The following is a 21273-nucleotide window of genomic DNA, read 5'->3' on the forward strand; positions in this document are numbered from 1 at the left end:
GTCAGCGCGCCCCCGCCGGCTGCGGCGCGCGCTCCGCGGTGCGGCGACCGTGGCGCGGGGCCCAGATGCCCACCTCGCCCGGGTCGATCTCGCCGACGAGCCGGTTGTGCCAAGCCACGGCCGTCTGATCGGTGAGGCTCGCGATCTGGTCGACGATCACGCGCTTGCGCGCGGCGTCGGTGTCGGCGGCGTGGAAGTCGGCCGCGAACGCGGGCTCGAGCGCGTCGGCGCCCGTGGACCACAGCGCGTCGGTCGACAGCAGCGCGTCCGCAATGCGCTTCAGCACCCGCCGCTGCTCCTTGTACACGCCCTTGCGCGCGTCGAGCGTGACGATCGCGGCGCCCATCAGCCCCTTCAGCACCGCGATCTCGACCTCGACGACCCGCGGCACCACGACGTGCGCCTGGTAGCGCGCGAGCGAATCCGCCGGGTACGCCTCGCGGGTGGCGCTCACGGCGGCGCGCGCGAAGCGCCCGATCAGGTCGCTCGTGAGGTTCTTCAGCCGCGCCAGGTCCTGCCGGGACCGGTCGAAGGTGCGCAGCCACATCGGCTGGCGCGTGAGGCGGTAGAGACCGTCGGCGAGCTCGTCCCTCGTGTAGTCATAGCCGACCCACTGCTGGATCTGCCCCACGAGCGGGTGGTGCTCGACCGGATCGCTCACGCGCGACAGGTCCAGATAGCCGTTCAGCACGGCGTCCTCGAAGTCGTGCACGGAGTAGGCGATGTCGTCCGAGAGGTCCATCACCTCCGCCTCGATGCAGCGCAGGCGCCCCGGCGCGCCCTGCCGCATCCAGTGGAAGACGTCCTCGTCCTCGGGATAGACGCCGAACTTGAGACGCCCGCTGGGATCGGGCAGCGGGTTCGAGACCGTCCACGGGTACTTGCTCGTGGCGTCGAGCGAAGCGCGCGTGAGGTTGAGCCCGAACGAGCGGCCGTCCTCCTCGACCTTCGCCTCGAGTCGCGTGAGGATGCGCAGGCTCTGCGCGTTCCCCTCGAAGCCCCCGATGTCGGCGCCCCACTCGTTGAGGGCGCGCTCGCCGTTGTGGCCGAAGGGCGGGTGGCCCAGGTCGTGGCTGAGGCACGCGGTGTCGACGACGTCGGCCGCCAGGCCGAGCGCGTTGCCGATCTCGCGGCCCACCTGCGCCACCTCGAGCGAGTGGGTCAGGCGATTGCGCGCGAAGTCGGCCGGGCTCGCGGGGCTGAGCACCTGCGTCTTGGCCGCGAGCCGCCGCAGGCCCGCCGAGTGCAGCACCCTGGCGCGGTCGCGCGCGAAGTCGTCCCGCTCGGAACGGTGCCTCTCCCGGAAGAAGCGCTCGGCGTCCGCGTCGGTGTATCCGGCGGGCCGCGCCGCCTCAGCCGCCACTGGTGTCCAGCTCCGCGTCCGCCAGCGTCCGCGTCTCGGCCGCGTCCATGGTGCGCGACTCGAGCCAGCGATCCGGCAGCACCGTGCGCTTGGGCCGGCCCGCGCGGCCACGCTGCCCCTCGGCCGCCTCGCCGGGATACGGGGCGTCGAGGTCCAGCTCGCCGATGAGGTCGTCGATGTGCGCGAGGCTCGTCACCTGCGCGAACTGCCCGCGCAGGTCGCCACCCACGGGGTAGCCCTTGAAGTACCACGCGGCGTGCTTGCGGATGTCGCGGCAGCCGCGCTCCTCGCTCTCGAAGAACTCGACGAGCAGCTCGGCGTGCCTGCGGAACGCGCCCGCGACGAAGCCGAGCGTCGCGTCCACCTGCACGCCCTCGCCGCCGAACGCCCGCGCGAGATCCCCGAACAGCCACGGGCGGCCGAGGCAGCCGCGCCCCACGACGACGCCGTCGCACCCGGTCTCGTCCATCATGCGCACGGCGTCGGCGGCGCTCCAGATGTCGCCGTTGCCGAGCACCGGGATGCTCGTGACGGTCTCCTTGAGCTTCGCGATCGCCGACCAGTCGGCATGCCCCGAGTAGAACTCGTTCGCCGTGCGCGCGTGCAGCGCGACGGCCTTGACACCCTCGTCCTCGGCGATCTTGGCTGCCTCGAGATACGTCAGGTGATCGGCGTCGATGCCCTTGCGCATCTTCACCGTGACGGGCAGCCCGCCGGCGCCCTCCACGGCCCCGCGCACGATCGAGCGGAACAGGTCGAGCTTCCAGGGCAGCGCCGATCCCCCGCCCTTGCGGGTGACCTTGGGCACGGGGCACCCGAAGTTGAGGTCGATGTGGTCGGCGCGGTCCTCATCCGCGATGATCCGGGCCGCCTCGCGCGTGTAGTGCGGGTCCACGCCGTAGAGCTGGATGGACCGCGGCGTCTCGGACTCGTGGAACTGCACGAGGCGCATCGTGACGGGGTTGCGCTCGACGAGCGCCCGCGTCGTGATCATCTCGCTCACGTACAGCCCGGCGCCGTACTCGCGGCACAGCCGCCGGAACGCCGTGTTCGTGATGCCCGCCATGGGCGCCAGGACCACCGGCACATCCGAGCGGATGCCGCCGATCTGCAGACCGCGCGTGGCGGCGGGCGCGTCGAGTACGGAGGTCACGGGTCCATTCTCTCAGAACCGAGCAGGGAGGCGGCCTCGCGCCGTACCCTGGGGACATGGCCGAGACCCCCGACGTCCGCACCATCCCGTTCGCCGATGCGCAGGGCGCCACGCGGACGCTGGCCGACTACGCGCGCGGCCCCGTGCTCGTCGTGAACGTCGCGTCCAAGTGCGGCCTGACCCCGCAGTACGAGCAGCTCGAGCAGCTGCAGCGCACCTACGGCGACCGGGGGCTGACCGTGATCGGATTCCCCTGCAACCAGTTCATGGGGCAGGAGCCGGGATCGATCGACGAGATCCTCGACTACTGCGCCACGACGTGGGGCGTGTCGTTCCCGATCCACGACAAGATCAAGGTCAACGGATCGCACGCGCATCCTCTCTACAAGGCGCTGAAGAAGACGAAGGACGAGCACGGGCTGGGCGGGCCGGTGGCGTGGAACTTCGAGAAGTTCCTCGTGGCGCCGGACGGATCGGTCACCCGGTTCCGCCCGCCGACCAAGCCGGACGACCCCGCGGTCATCGCCGCGATCGAGGCCGCGCTGGGCTGATCAGGCCTGCTGCTTCTCGGCCCAGACCTGGCGCGCCACCTGCGCGAACGCCTCGGGCGGCTGCGCGCCGCTCACGCCGTAGCGGCCGTCGATCACGAAGAACGGCACGCCGCCGATCCCGTAGGCCTGCGCCTGCGCCTGGTCGGCGCGCACGGCGTCGAGGTAGGCGTCCGATTCGAGCGCCTCGCGGGCCGCGGCGCCGTCGAGCCCGATCTCCTCGGCCAGCGCGACGAGCTCGTCGACGCGCCCCACGTGCCTGCCCTCCACGAAGTACGCCGACAGCAGCCGCTCCTTCATCTCGAGTTGGCGGCCGTGCGCCTTCGCGAAGTGGATCAGCTCGTGCGCCTTCACCGTGTTCGTGTGCTGCTGCAGGTCGAAGCGGTAGTGCAGCCCCGCCCCCTCGGCGATCTGCGAGACGCGCTCGTTCATCGCCCGGGCCTCGTCGATCGAGATGCCCTTGTGCGCGGCGAGGAACTCGGCCGAGCTCCCCTCGAAGTCCACGGGGGTGTCGGGCGAGAGCTCGAAGGAGTGGTACTCGATCTCCACGCGCGGCGCGTCGTCATCGCCGGCGGTCTCCGCGAGCCCCTTCTCGAGATTGCGCTTGCCGATGTAGCACCACGGGCAGGCGACGTCGCTCCAGATGTCGATCTTGATGGGGGCAGGCGAAGAGGTCATGACAGTCTCAACGGATCGCGGGTCGCGGCATTCCCAGCGGCCGCGTCACGACGCGGTCGGCGCGTCCACGGCGCCGCCGAACCGGCGGTCGCGGTCGAGGTAGACCTGGATGCCCCGCCACAGCTCGGCGCGGCTGAAATCGGGCCACAGCGTGTCGAGGAACACCATCTCGGCGTACGCCGACTGCCACAGCAGGAAGTTCGAGGTGCGCTGCTCGCCGCTGGAGCGCAGGAACAGGTCGACATCGGGCATGTCGGGCACGTAGAGATGCCGCCGCAGCGTCTTCTCGGTGATCGCCCCGGGCGCGAGCCGCCCCGCCGCCGCCTCGTCCGCGATGCGCCGCACGGCGTCGACGATCTCGTTGCGCCCGCCGTAGTTCACGCACATCGTCAGGGTGAGCACGTCGTTGTCGGCCGTCAACTGCTCGGCGAAGCGCAGCTCCTTGATGACCGAGCGCCACAGCCGCGGCGTCCGCCCCGCCCACCGCACGCGCACGCCCCACTCGTTCAGCTGATCGCGGCGGCGGTGCAGCACGTCGCGGTTGAAGCCCATGAGGAAGCGCACCTCGTCGGGCGAGCGGCGCCAGTTCTCGGTCGAGAAGGCGTACACCGACAGGTGCTTCACGCCGGCCTGGATCGCGCCGGCCACGACGTCGAGCAGCACTTCCTCCCCCGCGCGGTGCCCCTCGATGCGCGAGAGCCCGCGCCGGTTGGCCCAGCGCCCGTTGCCGTCCATCACGATCGCGACGTGGTTCGGCACGGCGCCTCCGAAGGCCGGCGGACGCACGCCCGTCCAGTCGATCGGCCGGTACGGCACGGCGTCGGGGTGTGTGTACGGCTTGCTCAACGCTTTCCTCCGAGTTGCGGGAGCGCGCGCAGCCCGCGCTCGAGGGTCCACTGCACATAGGCCGACACGAGACCGGATGCCGCGCCCAGCTCGCGCTCGTCGGCACGGTCCACGACGTCCCACTCCCCCGCCATGAGCGCGCGCAGCAGCTCGAGCGTGCGGCGGTCGACGCGCGGACTGCCGGCCGGCGCGCAGGACGAGCACACGGTGCCGCCCAGCTGCGACACGAACGCGTCGTGCGGGCCCGGCGCCCCGCAGCGCGCGCAGTCGCCGAGCGCGGGCGCCCACCCCGACAGCGACATCGCCCGCAGCAGGTACGAGCCCATGATGGCGGGGCTCGCGTGCTCGGCGCGCGAGAGCGCGCGCAGCGCACCCACGAGCAGGAAGTAGTGCTGGGGATCCGAGACGGCCTCGTTGAGCCGGTCGGCCGCCTCGACCATGGCGCTCCCGGCGGTGTACCGGTCGTAGTCGGCCGCGATCTCGGCGCCGTACGTGCCGAGCGAGTCCGCCTGCTGCACGATGTCGAGGCTCCGGCCGGCGAACAGCTGCGCGTCGACGACCATGAACGGCTCGAGCCGCGCGCCGAACTTCGACGACGTGCGGCGCACACCCTTGGCCACCGCCCGCACCTTGCCGTGCCGGCGCGTCAGCAGCGTGACGATCCGGTCGGCCTCGCCCAGCTTGTGGGTGCGCAGCACGACGGCTTCGTCTCGGTAGGTGGGCACCGTCCGATTATCCGCCGCCGGATTGCGAGCGGCCTGGAGACGCGGCGGGCGCGCCCTTCGCCCGCCTGGCACGATTGAGGGATGGACGCGCCGCTCTTCATCATCCCGCTGTGGGCCGACCTGCTCGCGGTCGCGCTCGGCGGCATCCAGGGCGCCGTGTTCGCCTCCGGCTTCCAGGGCCAGCGCCGCCTCGACTGGCTCGGCGTCGCGATCATCGGCATCATGCTCGGCATGGGCGGCGGCCTCATCCGCGACATCCTGCTCGGGGTGACGCCCGCGACCCTGCAGTCGAACTGGTACCTGCTCACGGCGGTCGCCGCCTCGCTCACGGGCATGCTCCTGGCGGGCGTGTTCCAGAAGCTGAACCGCCTCATCGTCGGGTTCGACGCCGTCGCCATGGGCCTGTTCGGGGCGGTGGGCACGTCGAAGGCGCTCGCGTACGGCCTGCCGATCGTGCCCGCGGTCTTCATCGGCATGTGCGCGGCCGTCGGCGGCGGCATCATCCGCGACATCGCGATGGGCCTGCCCGTGGCGATCATGCACGTCGGCTCGCTCTACGCGATCGCCGCGCTCGCGGGCGGGGCGGTGCTGGCCGGCGCATACCTGCTCGGGGCCGACATCATCGTGGCGGCCGTCATCGGCGCGACGGTCACGGCCCTCGTGCGCCTGCTGGCCGTGATCTTCGACCTCTCGCTGCCCGAGCAGCGCCGAATCCACCGCCGCAAGGTGGCGCTCGAGACGTCCGCGATCCCCGTCGTCACCGCCGAGGAGGTGCGCGAGGGCGCGGACATCCCGCTCACCGGCGCGATCGTCGTGCCCGACGCCCCCGCGCCGCGGCGGCGGTGGTGGTTCCGCCGCCGCTGAGCCGGGTCAGGCCGCGACGAGCTCACGCTCGCGCGCGCGGATGGAGCGGTTCACGGCCGAGACGATCGCCTTGAGCGAGGCCATCGAGATGTCGCCGTCGATCCCCACGCCCCACAGTCGCTGCTCGTCCACCTGCAGCTCGACGTACGCCGCGGCCTGCGCGTCGCCCGAGGCGGCCATGGTGTGCTCGACGTAGTCGTACAGCGTCACCTCGTGACCGGCGTCGCGCAGCACCTCGAGGAACGCCGCGATGGGCCCGTTGCCCCGGCCCGCCACCGTGCGCTCCTCGTCGCCGTCGCGAAGGGTCACCGACAGCGCCACGTCGGCACCCGTGCTCTGCGTCTGCGTCGAGAGGATCTCGAACCGGCCCCAGCGCTCGGCCGGATCGGTCGCCGGCAGGTACTCGTCGCGGAAGATCCGCCAGATCTCCTCGCTCGTGACCTCGCCGCCCTCCGCGTCGGTGTGGCTCTGCACGACGCCGGAGAACTCGATCTGCAGCCGGCGCGGCAGGTCGAGCGCGTGATCGGCCTTCAGCAGGTACGACACCCCGCCCTTGCCCGACTGGGAGTTGACACGGATGACGGCCTCGTAGGAGCGACCCAGGTCCTTCGGGTCGACGGGCAGGTACGGCACCGCCCACTCGATCTCGTCGACGGTGACCCCGGCGTCCTTCGCGCGCGTCTCCATCGCCTCGAAGCCCTTCTTGATGGCGTCCTGGTGCGATCCGCTGAACGCCGTGAAGACGAGATCCCCGGCCCACGGGCTGCGCTCGGGCACAGGCAGCTGGTTGCAGTACTCGACCGTGCGCTTGATCTGGTCGATGTCGCCGAAGTCGATCTGCGGGTCGATGCCCTGCGTGAACATGTTGACGCCCAGCGCCACGAGGTCGACGTTGCCCGTGCGCTCGCCGTTGCCGAACAGGCAGCCCTCGATGCGATCGGCACCCGCCAGGTAGCCGAGCTCGGCGGCGGCGATGCCCGTGCCGCGGTCGTTGTGCGGGTGCAGCGAGATGATCACGTTCTCGCGGTGGTTCAGGTGCCGGCTCATCCACTCGATCGAGTCGGCGTAGACGTTGGGCGTGGCCATCTCGACCGTGGCGGGCAGGTTCACGATGAGCTTGCGCTCGGGCGTGGGGACGAGCACCTCCATCACGCGGTTGCAGATCTCCGCCGCGAACTCCAGCTCCGTGCCGGTGTACGACTCGGGCGAGTACTCGTAGTAGACGGTCGTCTCCGGGATCGTCGCCTCGTACTTCTTGCACAGCCGCGCGCCCTCGAGCGCGATGTCGATGATGCCCTGCTGGTCGGTGCGGAAGACGACGTCGCGCTGCAGCACGCTCGTGGAGTTGTACAGGTGCACGATCGCCTGGCGCGCACCCCGGATCGCCTCGTACGTGCGGGCGATGAGGTGCTCGCGCGCCTGCGTGAGCACCTGGATCGTGACGTCCTCGGGGATCGCGTCGTCCTCGATGAGGTGCCGCACGAAGTCGAAGTCGGTCTGGCTCGCCGACGGGAAGCCGACCTCGATCTCCTTGTAGCCCATCTTCACGAGCAGGTCGAACATCACCCGCTTGCGCTGGGGGTCCATCGGATCGATGAGCGCCTGGTTGCCGTCACGCAGGTCGACGGCGCACCAGCGCGGCGCCTTCTCGATGCGCTTGGACGGCCACGTGCGGTCGGGAAGGTCGACGGCGAACTGCTCGTGGTACGGCCGGTACCTGTGGACCGGCATGGGGGACGGCTGCTGACGGTTCTGCATGATCTGCTCTCTCTCGCAAGGAAGTGCGGGCCACGCCAGAACTCCGCGACGAGAGAGGCCCTAGATCGAGCTCTCGTCGCGGCGGCTAAGGAGAAGCAGACCGGCCAGACGCACGTCGCCAGACTACCACGCAATGTGCGCGGTGGAAGAGGCGCTCGGCGCTGAGGCCTGAGCATCCTGCTCAGCGTCGGACTGAGCGCGGATCCTCCGGTGCCCTCAGAAGCCGAGGCGCCCGAGCTGCTTCGGGTCGCGCTGCCACTCCTTGGCCACGCGCACGTGCAGCGCGAGGTAGACGCGGGTGCCCAGCAGCGGCTCCAGCTGCGCGCGGGCGCGGGCGCCCACGTCCTTCAGCCGCGCACCCTTGCGCCCGATGATGATCGCCTTCTGGCTGTCGCGCTCGACGACGATGTTCGCGAAGACGTCGGTGAGGTCGTCGCGGCCCTCGCGCGGCGCGATGTCCTCGATCGTGACCGCGATCGAGTGCGGCAGCTCGTCGTGCACGCCCTCCAGCGCCGCCTCGCGGATGATCTCGGCGATCCGGTCCTCCACCGTCTCGTCGGTCACGACGCCCTCCGGGTAGAGGGCTGGTCCCTCCGGCAGGAGCGCGAGCAGCTCGTCGGTGAGCACGTCGAGCTGCTCGCCCGAGACGGACGACAGCGGGATGACGGCGGCCCAGTCCTCGCGCAGGGCGTTCACCTCGAGCAGCCGCTCCATGATCTCGTCCTTCGTCGCGGCGTCGGTCTTCGTGACGAGCGCGACCTTCTTCGCGCGCGGGTACCCGTCGAGCGACTCGACGATGCGGCGGTCGCCCGGCCCGACCTTCTCGGTGGCCGGCGCGCAGAACGCGATCACGTCGACGTCGCCGAGCACCTGCTCGACGAGGTCGTTGAGGCGCTGCCCCAGCAGGGTGCGCGGTCGGTGCAGGCCCGGGGTGTCGACGATCACCAGCTGCCCGGCGGGCCGGTTCAGGATCCCGCGGATGGCGCGGCGCGTCGTCTGCGGCTTCTCGCTCGTGATCGCGACCTTCTCGCCGACGAGCGCGTTGGTGAGCGTCGACTTGCCCACGTTCGGGCGGCCGACGAACGTCACGAATCCGCTGCGGTGCTCAGTCATCCGAGCGTTCCTTCCCCTTGCGGCCGCGGACGACCGGTGTCTCCCCCGTGGTGGTGCGCGCGCCGGGCACGACGATCTCGCCCGTGCGCGGATGACGCGAGCGCGCCTCCGCGAGGGCGCGCAGGCCCTCGCCGGCCTCGACGAAGACCGTTGCGAGGCCGCGCCCGCGACCGCGCGAGGTGCCGCCCGTGATGACGAGGCCGTCGATCTCCACCGTCTCGCCCGGCTGCGGCACGTGGCCCAGCGCCTTGCCCAGCAGGCCGCCGATCGAGTCGACGTCCTCGTCCTCGAGCTCGATGCCGAACAGGTCGCCGACCTCCGCGAGCGACAGGCGCGCGGCGACGCGGTAGCTGCCGTCGCCCAGCTCCACGACCTCGGTCGTGCGGGGGTCGTACTCGTCCGAGATCTCGCCGACGAGCTCCTCGATGAGGTCCTCGAGCGTGACGATGCCGGCGATGCCGCCGTACTCGTCGACGACGAGGCACACGTGCACGGCCTCGCGCTTCATCTGCTGCAGCAGCGTCTCGGCGCGCATCTGCTCGGGAACGAACACGGCGGGGCGGGCCAGCGGACGCACGCTCGCATCGCGCCAACCCGGGGTGTCGCGGAAGCCGAACTGCACGAGATCCTTCAGGTACAGCACGCCCACGACGTCGTCGACCTCGCCGTCGACGACCGGCATGCGCGAGATCCCCGTGTCGAGGAAGGCCTGCAGCGCCTCGCGCGTGGTCACCGACGCGTCCACCGTGATCATCTCGGTGCGGGGCACCATGACGGCGCGCACCACCTGATCCGTGAAGTCGAACACCGAGTGCACGAGGTCGCGGTCGTCGTCGTCGATGAGGTCGTTCGAGGCCGCCTCGTCGACCATGCTCAGCAGCTGCTCCTCGGACTCGAAGCTGCGGCGGCCTCGGCCCGGCGTGACCGTCGCGCCGATGCCGACGAGCAGGCGCGCCACGGGCCCGAGCACGATGCGCACGCCGTGCACGAACGGCGCCGTCGAGCGCAGCAGCGGCTCGGAGTGGCGGCGCCCGACCGAGCGGGGGCTGGAGAACACCGCGACGAACGAGATGCCCGTCATGGCCAGCGCGGCCGCGAGCAGCGCCCACCAGATGCTCTCGAACAGCAGCGTGAACGCCGCGGTCACGAGCACGGCGGCGGATGTCTCCGACAGCACGCGCACGAACGCCACGGCGTCGCCGTGCGCGTCGGGGTCGTCCGCGATGCGGCCGAGGGCGCGGGCCTGGGCGGGGCGCGCCTCGGCGGCGAGGTCGAACAGGTCGCCGCGCGAGGTGACCGAGAGCGCGGCGTCGATCGCCGACATGAGGCCGCCGAGCAGGACGAGCAGCAGCGCGGCGAGGAAGAGGAGCGTCTCGACCATCACCGGGTGCGGCGGCGTTCCTCGGCCGCGAAGCCCGCGATGAGCTCCTTCTGCAGGCCGAACATCTCCCGCTCCTCGTCCGGCTCGGCGTGGTCGAAGCCGAGCAGGTGCAGCAGGCCGTGCGTCGTGAGCAGGATGAGCTCGTCCATCGTCGAGTGCCCCGCGGCCTCGGCCTGGGTCTCGGCCACCTGCGGGCACAGCACGATGTCGCCGAGCAGCCCGGCGGGCGTCGGCTCCTCCTCGGACCCGGGCCGCAGCTCGTCCATCGGGAAGCTGAGCACGTCGGTCGGGCCCGGCTCGTCCATCCACTGCACGTGCAGCGCCTCCATGGCGCCCTCGTCCACGAGCACGATGGCGACGTCGGCGTCGGGGCTGACGCGCAGCTCGCCCAGGTTGAACTGGGTCAGGCGCAGGAGCACCGACTCGTCGACCTCGAACCCCGACTCGTTGTTGATGTCGATCATGAGCGTCCTCCGTGCCCTCGTGCCTGGCGATCGCGGCGGATGGCGCCGCGACGCTCCGCGCGGTTCGCGAACTCCCGCGCCTCCTCGCGCTCGTGCTGCAGCGCGGTGCGCCGCTCGTCGTACTCGCTGTACGCGTCGACGATCCTGCCGACGAGCGTGTGCCGCACGACGTCGTCGCTCGACAGGCGGGCGAAGTGGATGTCGTCCACCCTGTCGAGGATGCGCGTCACCAGCCGCAGGCCCGACGTGCCGCCCGGCAGGTCGACCTGCGTGATGTCGCCCGTGACGACCATGCGCGTGCCGAACCCGAGCCGCGTCAGGAACATCTTCATCTGCTCGGGCGTGGTGTTCTGCGCCTCGTCGAGCACGACGAACGAGTTGTTCAGCGTGCGACCGCGCATGTAGGCCAGCGGCGCGACCTCGATCGTGCCGCTGGCGATGAGCTTGGGCACGAGCTCCGGATCCATCATCTCGTTGATGGCGTCGTAGAGCGGGCGCAGGTACGGATCGATCTTGTCGGTGAGCGTGCCGGGCAGGAAGCCGAGCCGCTCCCCCGCCTCGACCGCCGGGCGCGTGAGGATGATCCGCTCCACCTCGCGGCGCTGCAGCGCCTGGACCGCCTTCGCCATGGCGAGGTAGGTCTTGCCGGTGCCGGCGGGGCCGATGCCGAACACGATGGTGTTCTCGTCGATCGCGTCGACGTAGGCCTTCTGGCCGGCCGTCTTGGGCCGGATCACGCGACCGCGCGACGACAGGATCGCCTCGCCCATCACATCGCGCGGGCGCGGACCGCCCTCCTCGCGCATCATGCGCGCCGACGATGCGACGTCCGCCGGCGCGAGGTCGTGGCCGCCGCGCGTGAGCGCGAGCAGCTCGTCCACGAGCGCGCGGGCGGCGCGGACGGCCGCCTCCTCGCCCGTGAGCGTGATCTCGTTGCCGCGCACGTGCACATCGACGTCGGGATGCGCGCTCTCCACCATCCGCAGCAGCCGGTCCTGGGGGCCGAGCAGCTGCACCATGGCCACGCCGTCGGCGTAGACGCGGTCGGTGTACGGGTCGGGATCAGCCAACGAGTCTCTTCTCCTCGAGTCCACCGGCCAGCACATGCGCATGGACGTGGAAGACGGTCTGCCCGGCGCCGGCGCCGGTGTTGAAGATCAGGCGGTAGTCGCCGTCCGCGTGCTCGGCGGCGACGCGGCCGGCCATCGCGATGACCTCGGCGAGCAGCGCGGGATCGCCCGCCGCGAGCTCGGAGACGTCGCGGTACCGCTGCGTCTTGGGGATCACGAGCAGGTGCACCGGCGCCTGGGGCGCGATGTCGCGCAGCACGAAGACGTGCTCGTTCTGCGCCACGATCTCGCCGGGGATCTCGCCCTGCAGGATCCGCGTGAAGAGGGACGGCTCGCTCATGTCCTCAAGTCTAGTGACGCGGGATCGGACCGTGTCGGTGCTCCCGCTCTCGGCGCCGCTCACCAGCGACCCAGGCGCGCGTTCAGCACGGCCAGCGCCGCGGGGCCAGCCGTCGACGTGCGCAGCACCGTGGCACCCAGGCGCGCCCGCGCGGCGCCCGCGGCCTCGAGCCGCTCGAGCTCCTCGGACGCGATCCCGCCCTCCGGCCCCACGACGAGCAGGATCTCGTCGGCGTCGTCCACCGGCGCCGTGCTGAGCGCGGCGTCGGTCCACGGGTCGAGCACGAGCATGCGCGCGCCGCCCGCGCGCGCGGCGAGCTGCGCGGTCGTGACGGGCTCGGCCACCTCCGGGACCCACGAGCGGTGCGCCTGCTTGGCCGCCTCGCGCACGATCGCCTGCCAGCGCTCGCGGCCCTTCCGCGCCTTGGGTCCCTCCCACCGCGAGACGCTGCGCGCGGCCTGCCACGGGATCACCTCGTCGACGCCCAGCTCGGTGGCCGCCTGCACGGCCAGCTCGTCGCGGTCGCCCTTCGCGAGCGCCTGTGCGAGCACGAGGCGCGGGCGGACCGGCGCCTCCTCGCTGCGGCCGCTCACCCGGATGCGCACGTGCTTGGGGTCGGCCGCGACGACCTCGCCGTCCAGACGCACGCCCCGGCCGTCGCCGACCGTGACGGCCTCGCCCGGGCGGACGCGGCGCACCGCGGCGGCGTGATGGGCCTCGGCGCCCGTCAGCTCGATCTCGTCGCCGACCGCGGCCGCCGCGGCGGACTCGTCGAGGAAGTGCAGCGCCACGATCAGTTGCGGAAGCGGTCGCGCAGCTTGGCGAACAGGCCCTGGTGGTGCTCGGAGAGGCGCGGCGCCTGCGGCCGCTGGCGCTGCGCCAGCTCCTCCACGAGGGCGCGCGTCTTCGCGTCGAGCTTGGTCGGCGTCATCACCCGCACGCCGAGGCGCAGATCGCCGCGACGTCCCGAGCGCAGGCCGGTGATGCCCCGGCCCTCGATGCGCAGCTCGTCGCCGGACTGCACGCCGGGCCGCAGATCCAGCTCGATCGGCCCGTCGAGGCCCTCGACCGTCACGTGCGTGCCGAGGATCGCGTCGGTCATCGCGACCTCGACGACGGCGGTGAGGTCGTCGCCCTCGCGCCCGAAGACCGGGTGGGGCTCGATCTCGACCTGCAGGTAGAGGTCGCCGTTCGGGCCGCCGGCCTCGCCGACCTCGCCCGAGCCGGGCAGCTGCAGCCGCAGGCCGCTCTCGACGCCGGCGGGGATGTCGACCGAGACGGTGCGGCGGGCGCGGACGCGGCCGTGGCCGTGGCACGTGGGGCACGGCGCGGGGATGACCGTGCCGTAACCCTGGCACGATCCGCACGGCTGCGTCGTGACCATGTTGCCGAGCAGGCTGCGCACCTGCGTGCGCACCTGGCCCGATCCGCCGCACACGTCGCAGCGCTCGGGATGCGTGCCCGGCTGGCAGCACGAGCCCTGGCAGGTCTCGCACAGCACGGCGGTGTCGACCTCGATGTCGCGGTGCGCGCCGAAGACGACGTCGCCCAGGTCGAGCGTGAGGCGCACGAGCGCGTCCTCGCCCCGCTGGCGCCGGTCGCGAGGGCGCCCGGCCCTGCCGCCCGCCGACCCGAAGAAGGTCTCGAAGATGTCGCCGAACCCGCCGAAACCGCCGCCGCCGAACGGCGACTCGTCGCCGCCCATGTCGTACCGCCGGCGCTGCTCCGGATCGCTCAGCACGTCGTAGGCGTGCGTGACCGCCTTGAACTTCTCGGCCGCGTCCGGGCTCGGGTTGACGTCGGGGTGCAGCTGACGCGCCAGCTTGCGGTAGGCGCGCTTGATCTCCTCGTCGCTCGCCTCGCGTGAGACGCCCAGAACCTCGTAGTGGTCTGCCACAGTCGCCTTTCCGGGACCGCCCGAGCGGTCCGTCGCCGTGTCCGTCGCGCCTCAGCGGCGCGCGGCATCCTCGTCCAGCAGCCTCGTCAGGTAGCGGGCGACCGCCCGCGCCGCCGACAGGTTGCTGGGATAGTCCATGCGGGTCGGCCCCATCACGCCCACGCGGGCCGTGCCGATCCGCGAGTCGTAGTCGCTCGCCACGATCGAGGCGTCGCCCAGGCCGAACGGCTCGTTCTCGCGCCCGATGCTCGCCGCCAGGCCCTGGTCGTCGGGCTGCATCTCCGACATCAGCCGCAGCAGGGTGACCTGCTCCTCGATCGCCTCCAGCAGCGGGTGGATGCTGCCGCGGAAGTCCTGCTCGCGGCGCGCGAGCGTGGCCGCCCCCGCCATCACGAGCCGGTTCTGGCGGAACTCCGCCAGCTCCTCCGCGATCACCCGCGCGAGTTCGCGCAGCGTGGCGGCCAGGCGGTCCGCGGGGTCCGCGGAGCCCTCGAGCACCGCGGCGACGCGCTCCGAGCCCTCGCCGACCGAGCGCCCGGTGACGAGGGTGGCGAGCTGCGCGCGCAGCAGCGCCACGTCGGCGTCCTCGAGCGCGGCCGGCACGACGACGATGCGCTGCGAGACGCGCCCCGTGTCGGTGACGAGGATCACGAGCAGCCGCGAGCGCTCGAGCGCCACGAGCTCGAGGTGCGTCACGTTCGCGCGGGCGAACGACGGGTACTGCACGAGCGCGACCTGGCCGGTCAGCTGCGTGAGCAGGCGCACGGTGCGCGCGAGGAGGTCGTCGAGGTCCTGCGGATCGGCGAGGAACGTCGAGATGGCGGCGCGCTGCGCCGGCGTGAGGGGGCGGATCTCGGCGAGGTGGTCGACGAACACGCGGTACCCCTTGTCGGTGGGCACGCGCCCGGAGGACGTGTGCGGCGCCGTGATGAGGTCCTCGTCCTCGAGCATCGCCATGTCGTTGCGGATCGTCGCGGCCGAGACATCGAAGGCGTGGCGCTCGACGATCGCCTTGCTGCCCACCGGCTCGTGCGTGTCGACGTAGTCCTGCACGATGGCGCGGAGCACCTGCAGGCCTCGTTCGGTGACCATCGCGCTCCCTTCTGGCACTCGATCCTGACGAGTGCCAATTCTAGCCGCTCGGGCCGGGAACCGGCGGCTCAGTCGGTCAGCGCGCGCACCACGGCATCGGCCAGCAGCCGCCCCTTGAGCGTCAGCACGATGCGCCCGCGGAGGGCGGCGGGACCCTCGACGAGCTCGTCGGCGATCAGCCTCGCCACGGCCTCGCGCCGCACGGCGGGCACCGTGGCCAGCTCCAGTCCCTCGCGGATGCGGCTCTCCAGCAGCACCCGCTCGAGCAGGCGCGCCGCCTCGTCCGGCCGCTCGCGAGCCGCCGCCGGGGACTCCCCGCCGGCGAGCCGCTGCGCGTACGCGGCGGGGTGCTTCACGTTCCACCAGCGCAGGCCGGCGACGTGGCTGTGCGCGCCCGGACCGAAGCCCCACCAGTCCTGCCCACGCCAGTAGTTCAGGTTGTGCCGCGAGCGGTGCTCCGGCCCGCGCGACCAGTTCGACACCTCGTACCAGTCGAAGCCGGCCGCCGCGAGGCGGGCGTCCGCGAGCTCGTACATGTCGGCCTGCACATCGCCGTCCGGCTCCGGCACCTCGGCGCGCGCGATCTGCCTGGCGAGCTTCGTGCCCTCCTCGATGATGAGCGCGTAGGCCGAGACGTGGTCGGGCTCGAGCGCCAGCGCCGCGTCGAGCGATGCCGACCAGTCGCCCAGGGTCTCCCCCGGCGCGCCGTAGATCAGGTCGACGCTCACGTCGAGGCCCGCGCCGCGCGCGGCGGCCACCGCCGTGCCCACGTTGGCGGGCGTGTGCGTGCGGTCGAGCGCCGCGAGCACGCGCGGCACGGCCGACTGCATGCCGATCGACATGCGGGTGACGCCGGCCGCGGCGAGCTCATGCGCGACGGCGTCGGTGACGGTGTCGGGATTGGCCTCCACGGTGACCTCGGCCCCCGGCTGCAGCCCGAACGCCTCGCGCACCGCGGCCAGCATCCTGGCCAGGTCGCCGGCCGGCAGCAGCGTGGGCGTGCCGCCGCCGAAGAACACCGTGCTGGCCGGACGCATCGCGCCCGCGCCGCCGAGCACGCCCGCGGCGAGCTCGACCTCGCGGATCAGCGTGTCGGCGTACATGTCCTGCCGTGCCCCGCGCAGCTCGATCGCCGTGTAGGTGTTGAAGTCGCAGTAGCCGCAGCGCACGCGGCAGAACGGCACGTGCAGGTACACCCCGAGCTCCGCCTCGCGGTCGACGGGGAGGTCGGCGGGCAGCGCTCCGTCGACGGGTGCGGGGTCGCCCAGGGGCAGCGCCGCGCCCATCAGGTGCGCGCCGCCTTCGATGTCGGCCCGCGCATCAGGACGGCGTCGCGAACAGCGGCGAGATCGCGCGCAGGTAGCGGTCGAAGAGCGCGCGGCGACGGCGGCGGATCAGGCCGGGGAACAGCCGGCCCAGCGGCCGCGTGGGGCGGTCGAAGGCGCGCACCGTGAACCACACCTCGTCGTTCTCGCGCCACTCGATCATGAACGACTCCTCGCCGCTCACCACCGATCCGCCCACCGTGCCGAGCGCGAAGCCCACGCGACGCTGCTCCTCGACGACGAAGATCACGCGCAGCTCGCCGCCCGCGTGGTGCCCGCGCACCCGGCCCTGCAGGCGCACGGTGGCGCCGGCGCTCACGAGGGGCGTGCCCTCGGCGTCGAAGCGCTGCTCGCTCTCGCCGAAGCGCTCGCCGCCGTCCATGCCGGCCGGCGCGATCGGCCGGCCCTCGCCGTCGAAGCTCACGCCGGTGTACGCGGGACCGGCCGCGGGGCGCACCTCGAGCACCTGCAGCTGCGCGCCGCGCTGCGCCGCCCACGACAGCAGCTCCTCGGCGGCCGCGCGGAAGCGCTCCTCGCCGCTGCCGATGCGCCACTCCTCCGCCGCCGGAATGCTCTTCTCCGGCGGGTACTGCAGCAGGTCGTCGGCCTGCGTGCCGCCGACGGCGGCGTAGTCGACGGTCTCGTCTCGGAACGTGCCCCGGCGCATGGTCACAGCCTACCCAGGGCTACTTGCCCTTGGTCTCGACGTCGCCCGAGAGCGCCGCGATGAACGCCTCCTGCGGCACCTCGACGCGGCCGACCATCTTCATGCGCTTCTTGCCTTCCTTCTGCTTCTCGAGCAGCTTGCGCTTGCGCGTGATGTCGCCGCCGTAGCACTTGGCGAGCACGTCCTTGCGGATCGCGCGGATGTTCTCGCGCGCGATGATCCGGGCGCCGATCGCGGCCTGGATCGGCACCTCGAACTGCTGCCGCGGGATGAGCTTGCGCAGCCGCTCCGTCATCGTCGTGCCGTACGAGTACGCCTTGTCGCGGTGCACGATGGCGCTGAACGCGTCGACGCGGTCGCCCTGCAGCAGGATGTCGACCTTCACGAGGTCGGCCTCCTGCTGACCGGCCGGCTCGTAGTCGAAGCTCGCGTAGCCCTGCGTGCGGCTCTTCAGCTGATCGAAGAAGTCGAAGACGATCTCGCCGAGCGGGATCGTGTACTTCAGCTCCACGCGCTCCTCGGAGAGGTAGTCCATCCCCTCCAGGCTGCCGCGCCGGTTCTGGCACAGCTCCATGACTGTGCCGACGTAGTCCTTGGGCGTGAGGATCGACGCGCGCACGATCGGCTCGCTCACCGCGCCGATCTTGCCCTCCGGGTACTCGCTCGGGTTCGTGACGACGATGCGCTGGCCCGTCTCCGTGAGCACCTCGTAGATCACGCTCGGCGCGGTCGTGATGAGGTCGAGACCGAACTCCCGCGAGAGCCGCTCCGTGACGATCTCGAGGTGCAGCAGGCCGAGGAAGCCGCAGCGGAAGCCGAACCCGAGGGCCACCGAGGTCTCGGGCTCGTACACGAGCGCGGCATCCGAGAGCTTGAGCTTGTCGAGCGCCTCGCGCAGCTCCGGATAGTCGCTCGCGTCGATCGGGTACAGACCCGAGAACACCATGGGCTTCGGCTCCACGTAGCCCGCGAGCGCGTCGGTCGCGGGCTTGCGCGCGTTCGTGACCGTGTCGCCCACCTTCGACTGGCGCACGTCCTTCACGCCGGTGATGAGGTAGCCCACCTCGCCGACGCCGAGGCCGCGCGTGGGCTGCGGCTCGGGGCTCGACACGCCGATCTCGAGCAGCTCGTGCGTCGCCTGCGTCGACATCATCTGCACGCGCTCGCGCGGCTCGAGCCGCCCGTCCACCATGCGCACGTACGTGACGACGCCGCGATAGGCGTCGTAGACCGAGTCGAAGATCATGGCGCGCGCCGGCGCGTCGGCGTCGCCGACCGGCGCCGGGATCTCGCCCACGAGCCGGTCCAGCAGCGCGTCGACGCCCTGCCCCGTCTTGCCCGACACCCGCAGCACGTCCTCGGGGTCGCCGCCGATGAGGTCGGCGAGCTCCTTCGCGAACCGCTCGGGATCCGCGGCGGGCAGGTCGATCTTGTTGAGCACCGGGATGATCGTGAGGTCGTTCTCGAGCGCCATGTAGAGGTTGGCGAGGGTCTGGGCCTCGATGCCCTGCGCCGCGTCCACGAGCAGGATGGCGCCCTCGCAGGCGGCGAGCGAGCGCGAGACCTCGTAGCTGAAGTCGACGTGCCCCGGCGTGTCGATCATGTTGAGCGCATACGTGGTGCCGTCGACCTCCCACGGGATCCGCACCGCCTGGCTCTTGACCGTGATGCCGCGCTCGCGCTCGATGTCCATGCGGTCGAGGTACTGCGCGCGCATGTCGCGGTCGGCGACCACGCCCGTCAGCTGCAGCATGCGGTCGGCCAGGGTGGACTTGCCGTGGTCGATGTGGGCGATGATGCAGAAATTGCGGATGCGCTCGGGCGGCGTCGCGGCGGGCTCGAGCGGATTCAGGGCGCGTGGAGACATGTTCGTCCGATTCTACGGTGTGCGACCTGTCCGCCCCTGCGCGGGTCCATCCGAGCAGATCGCTCAGACACGCCCGGGGTGCATCACTCACAATCAGCGAATTGATTCATAACGATTGATCACGGTTTCCTCACGAAGTACGGCTCCGTAACATCCCCGGAACATTCGGTGTGTGAGAGTGACCAACTATGAATGGGGGTCGTCCCCGGACGGCAGCGACGAAGAGCCCTCGACGCGTCCCCAGCATCACCCAACCCAAGGAGAAGGAATGCGTCTGCGACGTATCTATGGCGGAGTGGCTGCTGCGGCCGCGCTCGGCCTGGCCCTCACGGCCTGCGCCCCCGCCGACAGCGGCGACAACGGTGACGGCGGCGACGACACCACCAGCCAGTCCATCGCGGTGACGGTCGGCCCGAACGACTTCATCAGCTACAACGGCTTCACGCCCGAGACGTACTCGACGTACAACTCGGCGATCGTGGACCAGCTGAAGGCCGGCTTCGCGTACTTCGGTCCCGACGGCTCGATCGTCCCGAACGAGGACCTCGGCTCGTACGAGGTCGTCTCGGAGGACCCGATGGTCATCGAGTTCACCATCAGCGACGACGCTGTGTGGTCGGACGGCACGCCGATCACGGTCGCCGACGCGATCCTCGCCTGGGGCATCCAGAACGCCAACCTCACCTCGGGCGACGCCCCGCTGTTCAACTCGGTCTCGCAGGACCTCGGCGACACCATCCCCGCCGGCCCCCAGGGCGACCCGACGGGCAAGACCTTCACGGTCGAGTTCGCCAACCCCGACCCCGACTACGCGATCCAGTCGTACATCGTCGACCCGGCGCACGTGGTGGCCGAGCAGGTCGGCATGACCGTCGAGGAGCTCTCCGAGGCGATCCTCGCGGGCGACGCCGAGGCTCTCGCCCCGGCCGCCGAGTTCTGGAACACCGGCTGGCACACCGAGCCCGGCACGCTGCCCGACGCCGAGCTCATCCCCTCGTCGGGTCCGTACATCCTCGACTCGTGGAGCGCCACGCAGTCGGTGACGCTGAAGGCCAACCCCGAGTACTACGGCGAGCAGCTGGCGCCGAAGAACGACGAGATCGTCTTCCGCTTCATCGAGCAGGACGCCATGCCCCAGGCGCTCGAGAACGGCGACGTCGACGTCATCGCCCCGCAGCCCACGGTCGACACGATCGCGCAGCTCGAGGAGATCGGCGACGCGGCCAGCATCTACACCGGCCCGACGCTGACGTGGGAGCACCTCGACTTCAACTTCGTCGAGGGCTCGCTGTTCGCCGACAACCTGGAGCTGCGCAAGGCCTTCGCCATGTGCGTGCCGCGCCAGCAGATCGTCGACAACCTCATCAAGCCGCTCGACCCCGAGGCCGAGGTCATGAACGCCCGCGAGGTGTTCCCCTTCCAGGAGACCTACGACGAGGTCGTCAGCGAGTCCTACGACGGCCAGTACGACGAGGTCGACGTCGAGGGCGCGAAGGCGATCGTCGAGGCGGAGGGTGCCACCGGCGCCGAGGTCCGCATCGGCTACTCGGCTCCGAACCCCCGCCGCACCGACGAGGTCGCCATGATCAAGGCGTCGTGCGACAAGGCCGGCTTCAACATCGTCGACGCGGGCAACCCGGACTTCTTCCAGCCGGGCGGCACGCAGGAGCGCGGTGACTACGAGGTCGCGCTGTTCGCGTGGGCCGGTTCGGGCCAGATCACCTCGGGCCAGAACATCTACGCGACGGACAAGCCGCAGAACTACGGCGGCTACTCGAACCCCGAGGTCGACGCCGCGTGGACGACCCTCGCCTCGACGCTCGACACCGACGTGCACCTCGAGCAGACCAAGGTGATCGAGAAGCTGCTGTGGGACACGCTGTACGGCATCCCGCTGTTCGCCCACCCGGGCGTTGACGCCGCGGCCTCGAACATCGAGGGCGTGGAGCGCACCACCACCCAGAGCGGCATCAGCTGGAACGCGCACAACTGGAGCCGCGCAGAGTAATCTGCCGGCCTGATGCACCGGCGGTGTGGCCCGGCTCCTCGGAGCCGGGCCACACTCCCGTGAGCGCGACCGAGAGGTCGCCGTCGCGGGAGGCCGACAACCAAGGACTCTTAT

The 21273-nt window shown here is 71.5% G+C and carries 20 protein-coding genes; 3 read left to right on the forward strand and 17 right to left on the reverse strand.

All coding sequences use genetic code 11. From position 1 onward, the window contains the following. Position 1: 1 nt before the first annotated feature. Together ACYVJ0_RS01775 and dusB are read right to left on the reverse strand one after the other, a co-directional pair. Positions 2–1363, reverse strand: a complete 1362-nt coding sequence (locus tag ACYVJ0_RS01775; RefSeq protein ID WP_449854216.1) for a deoxyguanosinetriphosphate triphosphohydrolase — start codon at positions 1361–1363, stop codon at positions 2–4. Next, positions 1353–2516: a tRNA dihydrouridine synthase DusB gene (gene dusB, locus ACYVJ0_RS01780; RefSeq protein ID WP_449854217.1), complete on the reverse strand. Its 1164-nt coding sequence runs from the start codon at positions 2514–2516 to the stop codon at positions 1353–1355. The genes ACYVJ0_RS01775 and dusB overlap by 11 nt, the downstream gene beginning before the upstream one ends. A gap of 56 nt (positions 2517–2572) precedes the next feature. On the opposite strand from dusB, the gene ACYVJ0_RS01785 reads away from it, so the two are divergent. Next, positions 2573–3067 (forward strand): glutathione peroxidase, encoded by a 495-nt coding sequence (locus ACYVJ0_RS01785; RefSeq protein ID WP_449854218.1) that lies wholly within the window; start codon positions 2573–2575, stop codon positions 3065–3067. Here the strand turns inward: ACYVJ0_RS01785 and ACYVJ0_RS01790 are convergent, their stop codons facing one another. The 3 genes from ACYVJ0_RS01790 to recO are packed head-to-tail and all read right to left on the reverse strand — an operon-like array spanning position 3068 to position 5313. After that, positions 3068–3742 carry a DsbA family oxidoreductase gene (locus ACYVJ0_RS01790; RefSeq protein ID WP_460815587.1) on the reverse strand — a complete coding sequence of 225 codons (675 nt, stop codon included), beginning with the start codon at positions 3740–3742 and terminating at the stop codon, positions 3068–3070. A 45-nt stretch (positions 3743–3787) separates the two neighbouring features. Further along, on the reverse strand, positions 3788–4588 hold the full coding sequence (locus ACYVJ0_RS01795) for an isoprenyl transferase (protein WP_460815588.1): 801 nt from the start codon (positions 4586–4588) through the stop codon (positions 3788–3790). Further along, positions 4585–5313, reverse strand: coding sequence for a DNA repair protein RecO (recO, locus tag ACYVJ0_RS01800; protein WP_460815590.1), 729 nt, complete (start codon positions 5311–5313; stop codon positions 4585–4587). Before recO ends, ACYVJ0_RS01795 begins: the two co-directional genes overlap by 4 nt. A gap of 81 nt (positions 5314–5394) precedes the next feature. Here recO and ACYVJ0_RS01805 point away from each other — a divergent pair, with 81 nt between their 5' ends. After that, positions 5395–6177, forward strand: coding sequence for a trimeric intracellular cation channel family protein (locus ACYVJ0_RS01805; protein WP_460815591.1), 783 nt, complete (start codon positions 5395–5397; stop codon positions 6175–6177). 6 nt (positions 6178–6183) lie between these two features. Here the strand turns inward: ACYVJ0_RS01805 and leuA are convergent, their stop codons facing one another. The 12 genes from leuA to lepA form a co-directional block, all read right to left on the reverse strand. Further along, on the reverse strand, positions 6184–7935 hold the full coding sequence (leuA, locus tag ACYVJ0_RS01810) for a 2-isopropylmalate synthase (protein ID WP_460815592.1): 1752 nt from the start codon (positions 7933–7935) through the stop codon (positions 6184–6186). A 216-nt stretch (positions 7936–8151) separates the two neighbouring features. Further along, positions 8152–9048 (reverse strand): GTPase Era, encoded by an 897-nt coding sequence (gene era / locus ACYVJ0_RS01815; protein ID WP_449854224.1) that lies wholly within the window; start codon positions 9046–9048, stop codon positions 8152–8154. Beyond that, positions 9041–10429 (reverse strand): hemolysin family protein, encoded by a 1389-nt coding sequence (locus ACYVJ0_RS01820; RefSeq protein WP_449854225.1) that lies wholly within the window; start codon positions 10427–10429, stop codon positions 9041–9043. Before ACYVJ0_RS01820 ends, era begins: the two co-directional genes overlap by 8 nt. Next, entirely contained in the window at positions 10429–10893 is a 465-nt protein-coding gene (gene ybeY / locus ACYVJ0_RS01825) for an rRNA maturation RNase YbeY (RefSeq protein WP_449854226.1), read from the reverse strand. Before ybeY ends, ACYVJ0_RS01820 begins: the two co-directional genes overlap by 1 nt. Further along, complete coding sequence (locus tag ACYVJ0_RS01830; protein ID WP_460815632.1) at positions 10890–11912, reverse strand: PhoH family protein; 1023 nt, start codon at positions 11910–11912, stop codon at positions 10890–10892. The genes ybeY and ACYVJ0_RS01830 overlap by 4 nt, the downstream gene beginning before the upstream one ends. A gap of 43 nt (positions 11913–11955) precedes the next feature. Next, on the reverse strand, positions 11956–12303 hold the full coding sequence (locus ACYVJ0_RS01835; RefSeq protein ID WP_460815595.1) for an HIT domain-containing protein: 348 nt from the start codon (positions 12301–12303) through the stop codon (positions 11956–11958). A 59-nt stretch (positions 12304–12362) separates the two neighbouring features. After that, a complete protein-coding gene (locus tag ACYVJ0_RS01840; protein WP_460815596.1) occupies positions 12363–13094 on the reverse strand; it encodes a 16S rRNA (uracil(1498)-N(3))-methyltransferase in 732 nt (243 codons plus the stop codon). Between the two features lie 2 nt (positions 13095–13096). Further along, positions 13097–14200, reverse strand: coding sequence for a molecular chaperone DnaJ (gene dnaJ / locus ACYVJ0_RS01845; protein WP_460815598.1), 1104 nt, complete (start codon positions 14198–14200; stop codon positions 13097–13099). Positions 14201–14251: 51 nt separating this feature from the next. Then, positions 14252–15292 carry a heat-inducible transcriptional repressor HrcA gene (gene hrcA / locus ACYVJ0_RS01850; RefSeq protein ID WP_460815600.1) on the reverse strand — a complete coding sequence of 347 codons (1041 nt, stop codon included), beginning with the start codon at positions 15290–15292 and terminating at the stop codon, positions 14252–14254. Between the two features lie 68 nt (positions 15293–15360). Beyond that, positions 15361–16578 carry a radical SAM family heme chaperone HemW gene (gene hemW, locus ACYVJ0_RS01855; RefSeq protein WP_460815602.1) on the reverse strand — a complete coding sequence of 406 codons (1218 nt, stop codon included), beginning with the start codon at positions 16576–16578 and terminating at the stop codon, positions 15361–15363. A gap of 34 nt (positions 16579–16612) precedes the next feature. Continuing rightward, positions 16613–17284, reverse strand: coding sequence for a DUF1990 family protein (locus ACYVJ0_RS01860; protein ID WP_460815603.1), 672 nt, complete (start codon positions 17282–17284; stop codon positions 16613–16615). Between the two features lie 19 nt (positions 17285–17303). Next, positions 17304–19151 carry a translation elongation factor 4 gene (lepA, locus tag ACYVJ0_RS01865; protein WP_460815605.1) on the reverse strand — a complete coding sequence of 616 codons (1848 nt, stop codon included), beginning with the start codon at positions 19149–19151 and terminating at the stop codon, positions 17304–17306. Between the two features lie 268 nt (positions 19152–19419). Between lepA and ACYVJ0_RS01870 the strand changes: the two genes are divergently transcribed. Next, positions 19420–21159 carry an ABC transporter family substrate-binding protein gene (locus tag ACYVJ0_RS01870; protein WP_449854234.1) on the forward strand — a complete coding sequence of 580 codons (1740 nt, stop codon included), beginning with the start codon at positions 19420–19422 and terminating at the stop codon, positions 21157–21159. Positions 21160–21273: the final 114 nt, after the last annotated feature.

The organism is Microbacterium petrolearium (assembly GCF_054782875.1).

Excerpts from the sequence above, each read along its gene's own strand:
- lepA (WP_460815605.1), bottom strand. The coding sequence starts at position 19,151 with ATGTCTCCACGCGCCCTGAATCCGCTCGAGCCCGCCGCGACGCCGCCC.
- leuA (WP_460815592.1), bottom strand. The coding sequence starts at position 7,935 with ATGCAGAACCGTCAGCAGCCGTCCCCCATGCCGGTCCACAGGTACCGG.
- ACYVJ0_RS01820 (WP_449854225.1), bottom strand. The coding sequence starts at position 10,429 with ATGGTCGAGACGCTCCTCTTCCTCGCCGCGCTGCTGCTCGTCCTGCTC.
- ACYVJ0_RS01805 (WP_460815591.1), top strand. The coding sequence starts at position 5,395 with ATGGACGCGCCGCTCTTCATCATCCCGCTGTGGGCCGACCTGCTCGCG.
- hrcA (WP_460815600.1), bottom strand. The coding sequence starts at position 15,292 with ATGGTCACCGAACGAGGCCTGCAGGTGCTCCGCGCCATCGTGCAGGAC.
- ybeY (WP_449854226.1), bottom strand. The coding sequence starts at position 10,893 with ATGATCGACATCAACAACGAGTCGGGGTTCGAGGTCGACGAGTCGGTG.
- ACYVJ0_RS01830 (WP_460815632.1), bottom strand. The coding sequence starts at position 11,912 with ATGGTGCAGCTGCTCGGCCCCCAGGACCGGCTGCTGCGGATGGTGGAG.
- ACYVJ0_RS01870 (WP_449854234.1), top strand. The coding sequence starts at position 19,420 with ATGCGTCTGCGACGTATCTATGGCGGAGTGGCTGCTGCGGCCGCGCTC.
- ACYVJ0_RS01790 (WP_460815587.1), bottom strand. The coding sequence starts at position 3,742 with ATGACCTCTTCGCCTGCCCCCATCAAGATCGACATCTGGAGCGACGTC.
- ACYVJ0_RS01785 (WP_449854218.1), top strand. The coding sequence starts at position 2,573 with ATGGCCGAGACCCCCGACGTCCGCACCATCCCGTTCGCCGATGCGCAG.
- hemW (WP_460815602.1), bottom strand. The coding sequence starts at position 16,578 with ATGGGCGCGGCGCTGCCCCTGGGCGACCCCGCACCCGTCGACGGAGCG.
- ACYVJ0_RS01860 (WP_460815603.1), bottom strand. The coding sequence starts at position 17,284 with ATGCGCCGGGGCACGTTCCGAGACGAGACCGTCGACTACGCCGCCGTC.
- era (WP_449854224.1), bottom strand. The coding sequence starts at position 9,048 with ATGACTGAGCACCGCAGCGGATTCGTGACGTTCGTCGGCCGCCCGAAC.
- ACYVJ0_RS01835 (WP_460815595.1), bottom strand. The coding sequence starts at position 12,303 with ATGAGCGAGCCGTCCCTCTTCACGCGGATCCTGCAGGGCGAGATCCCC.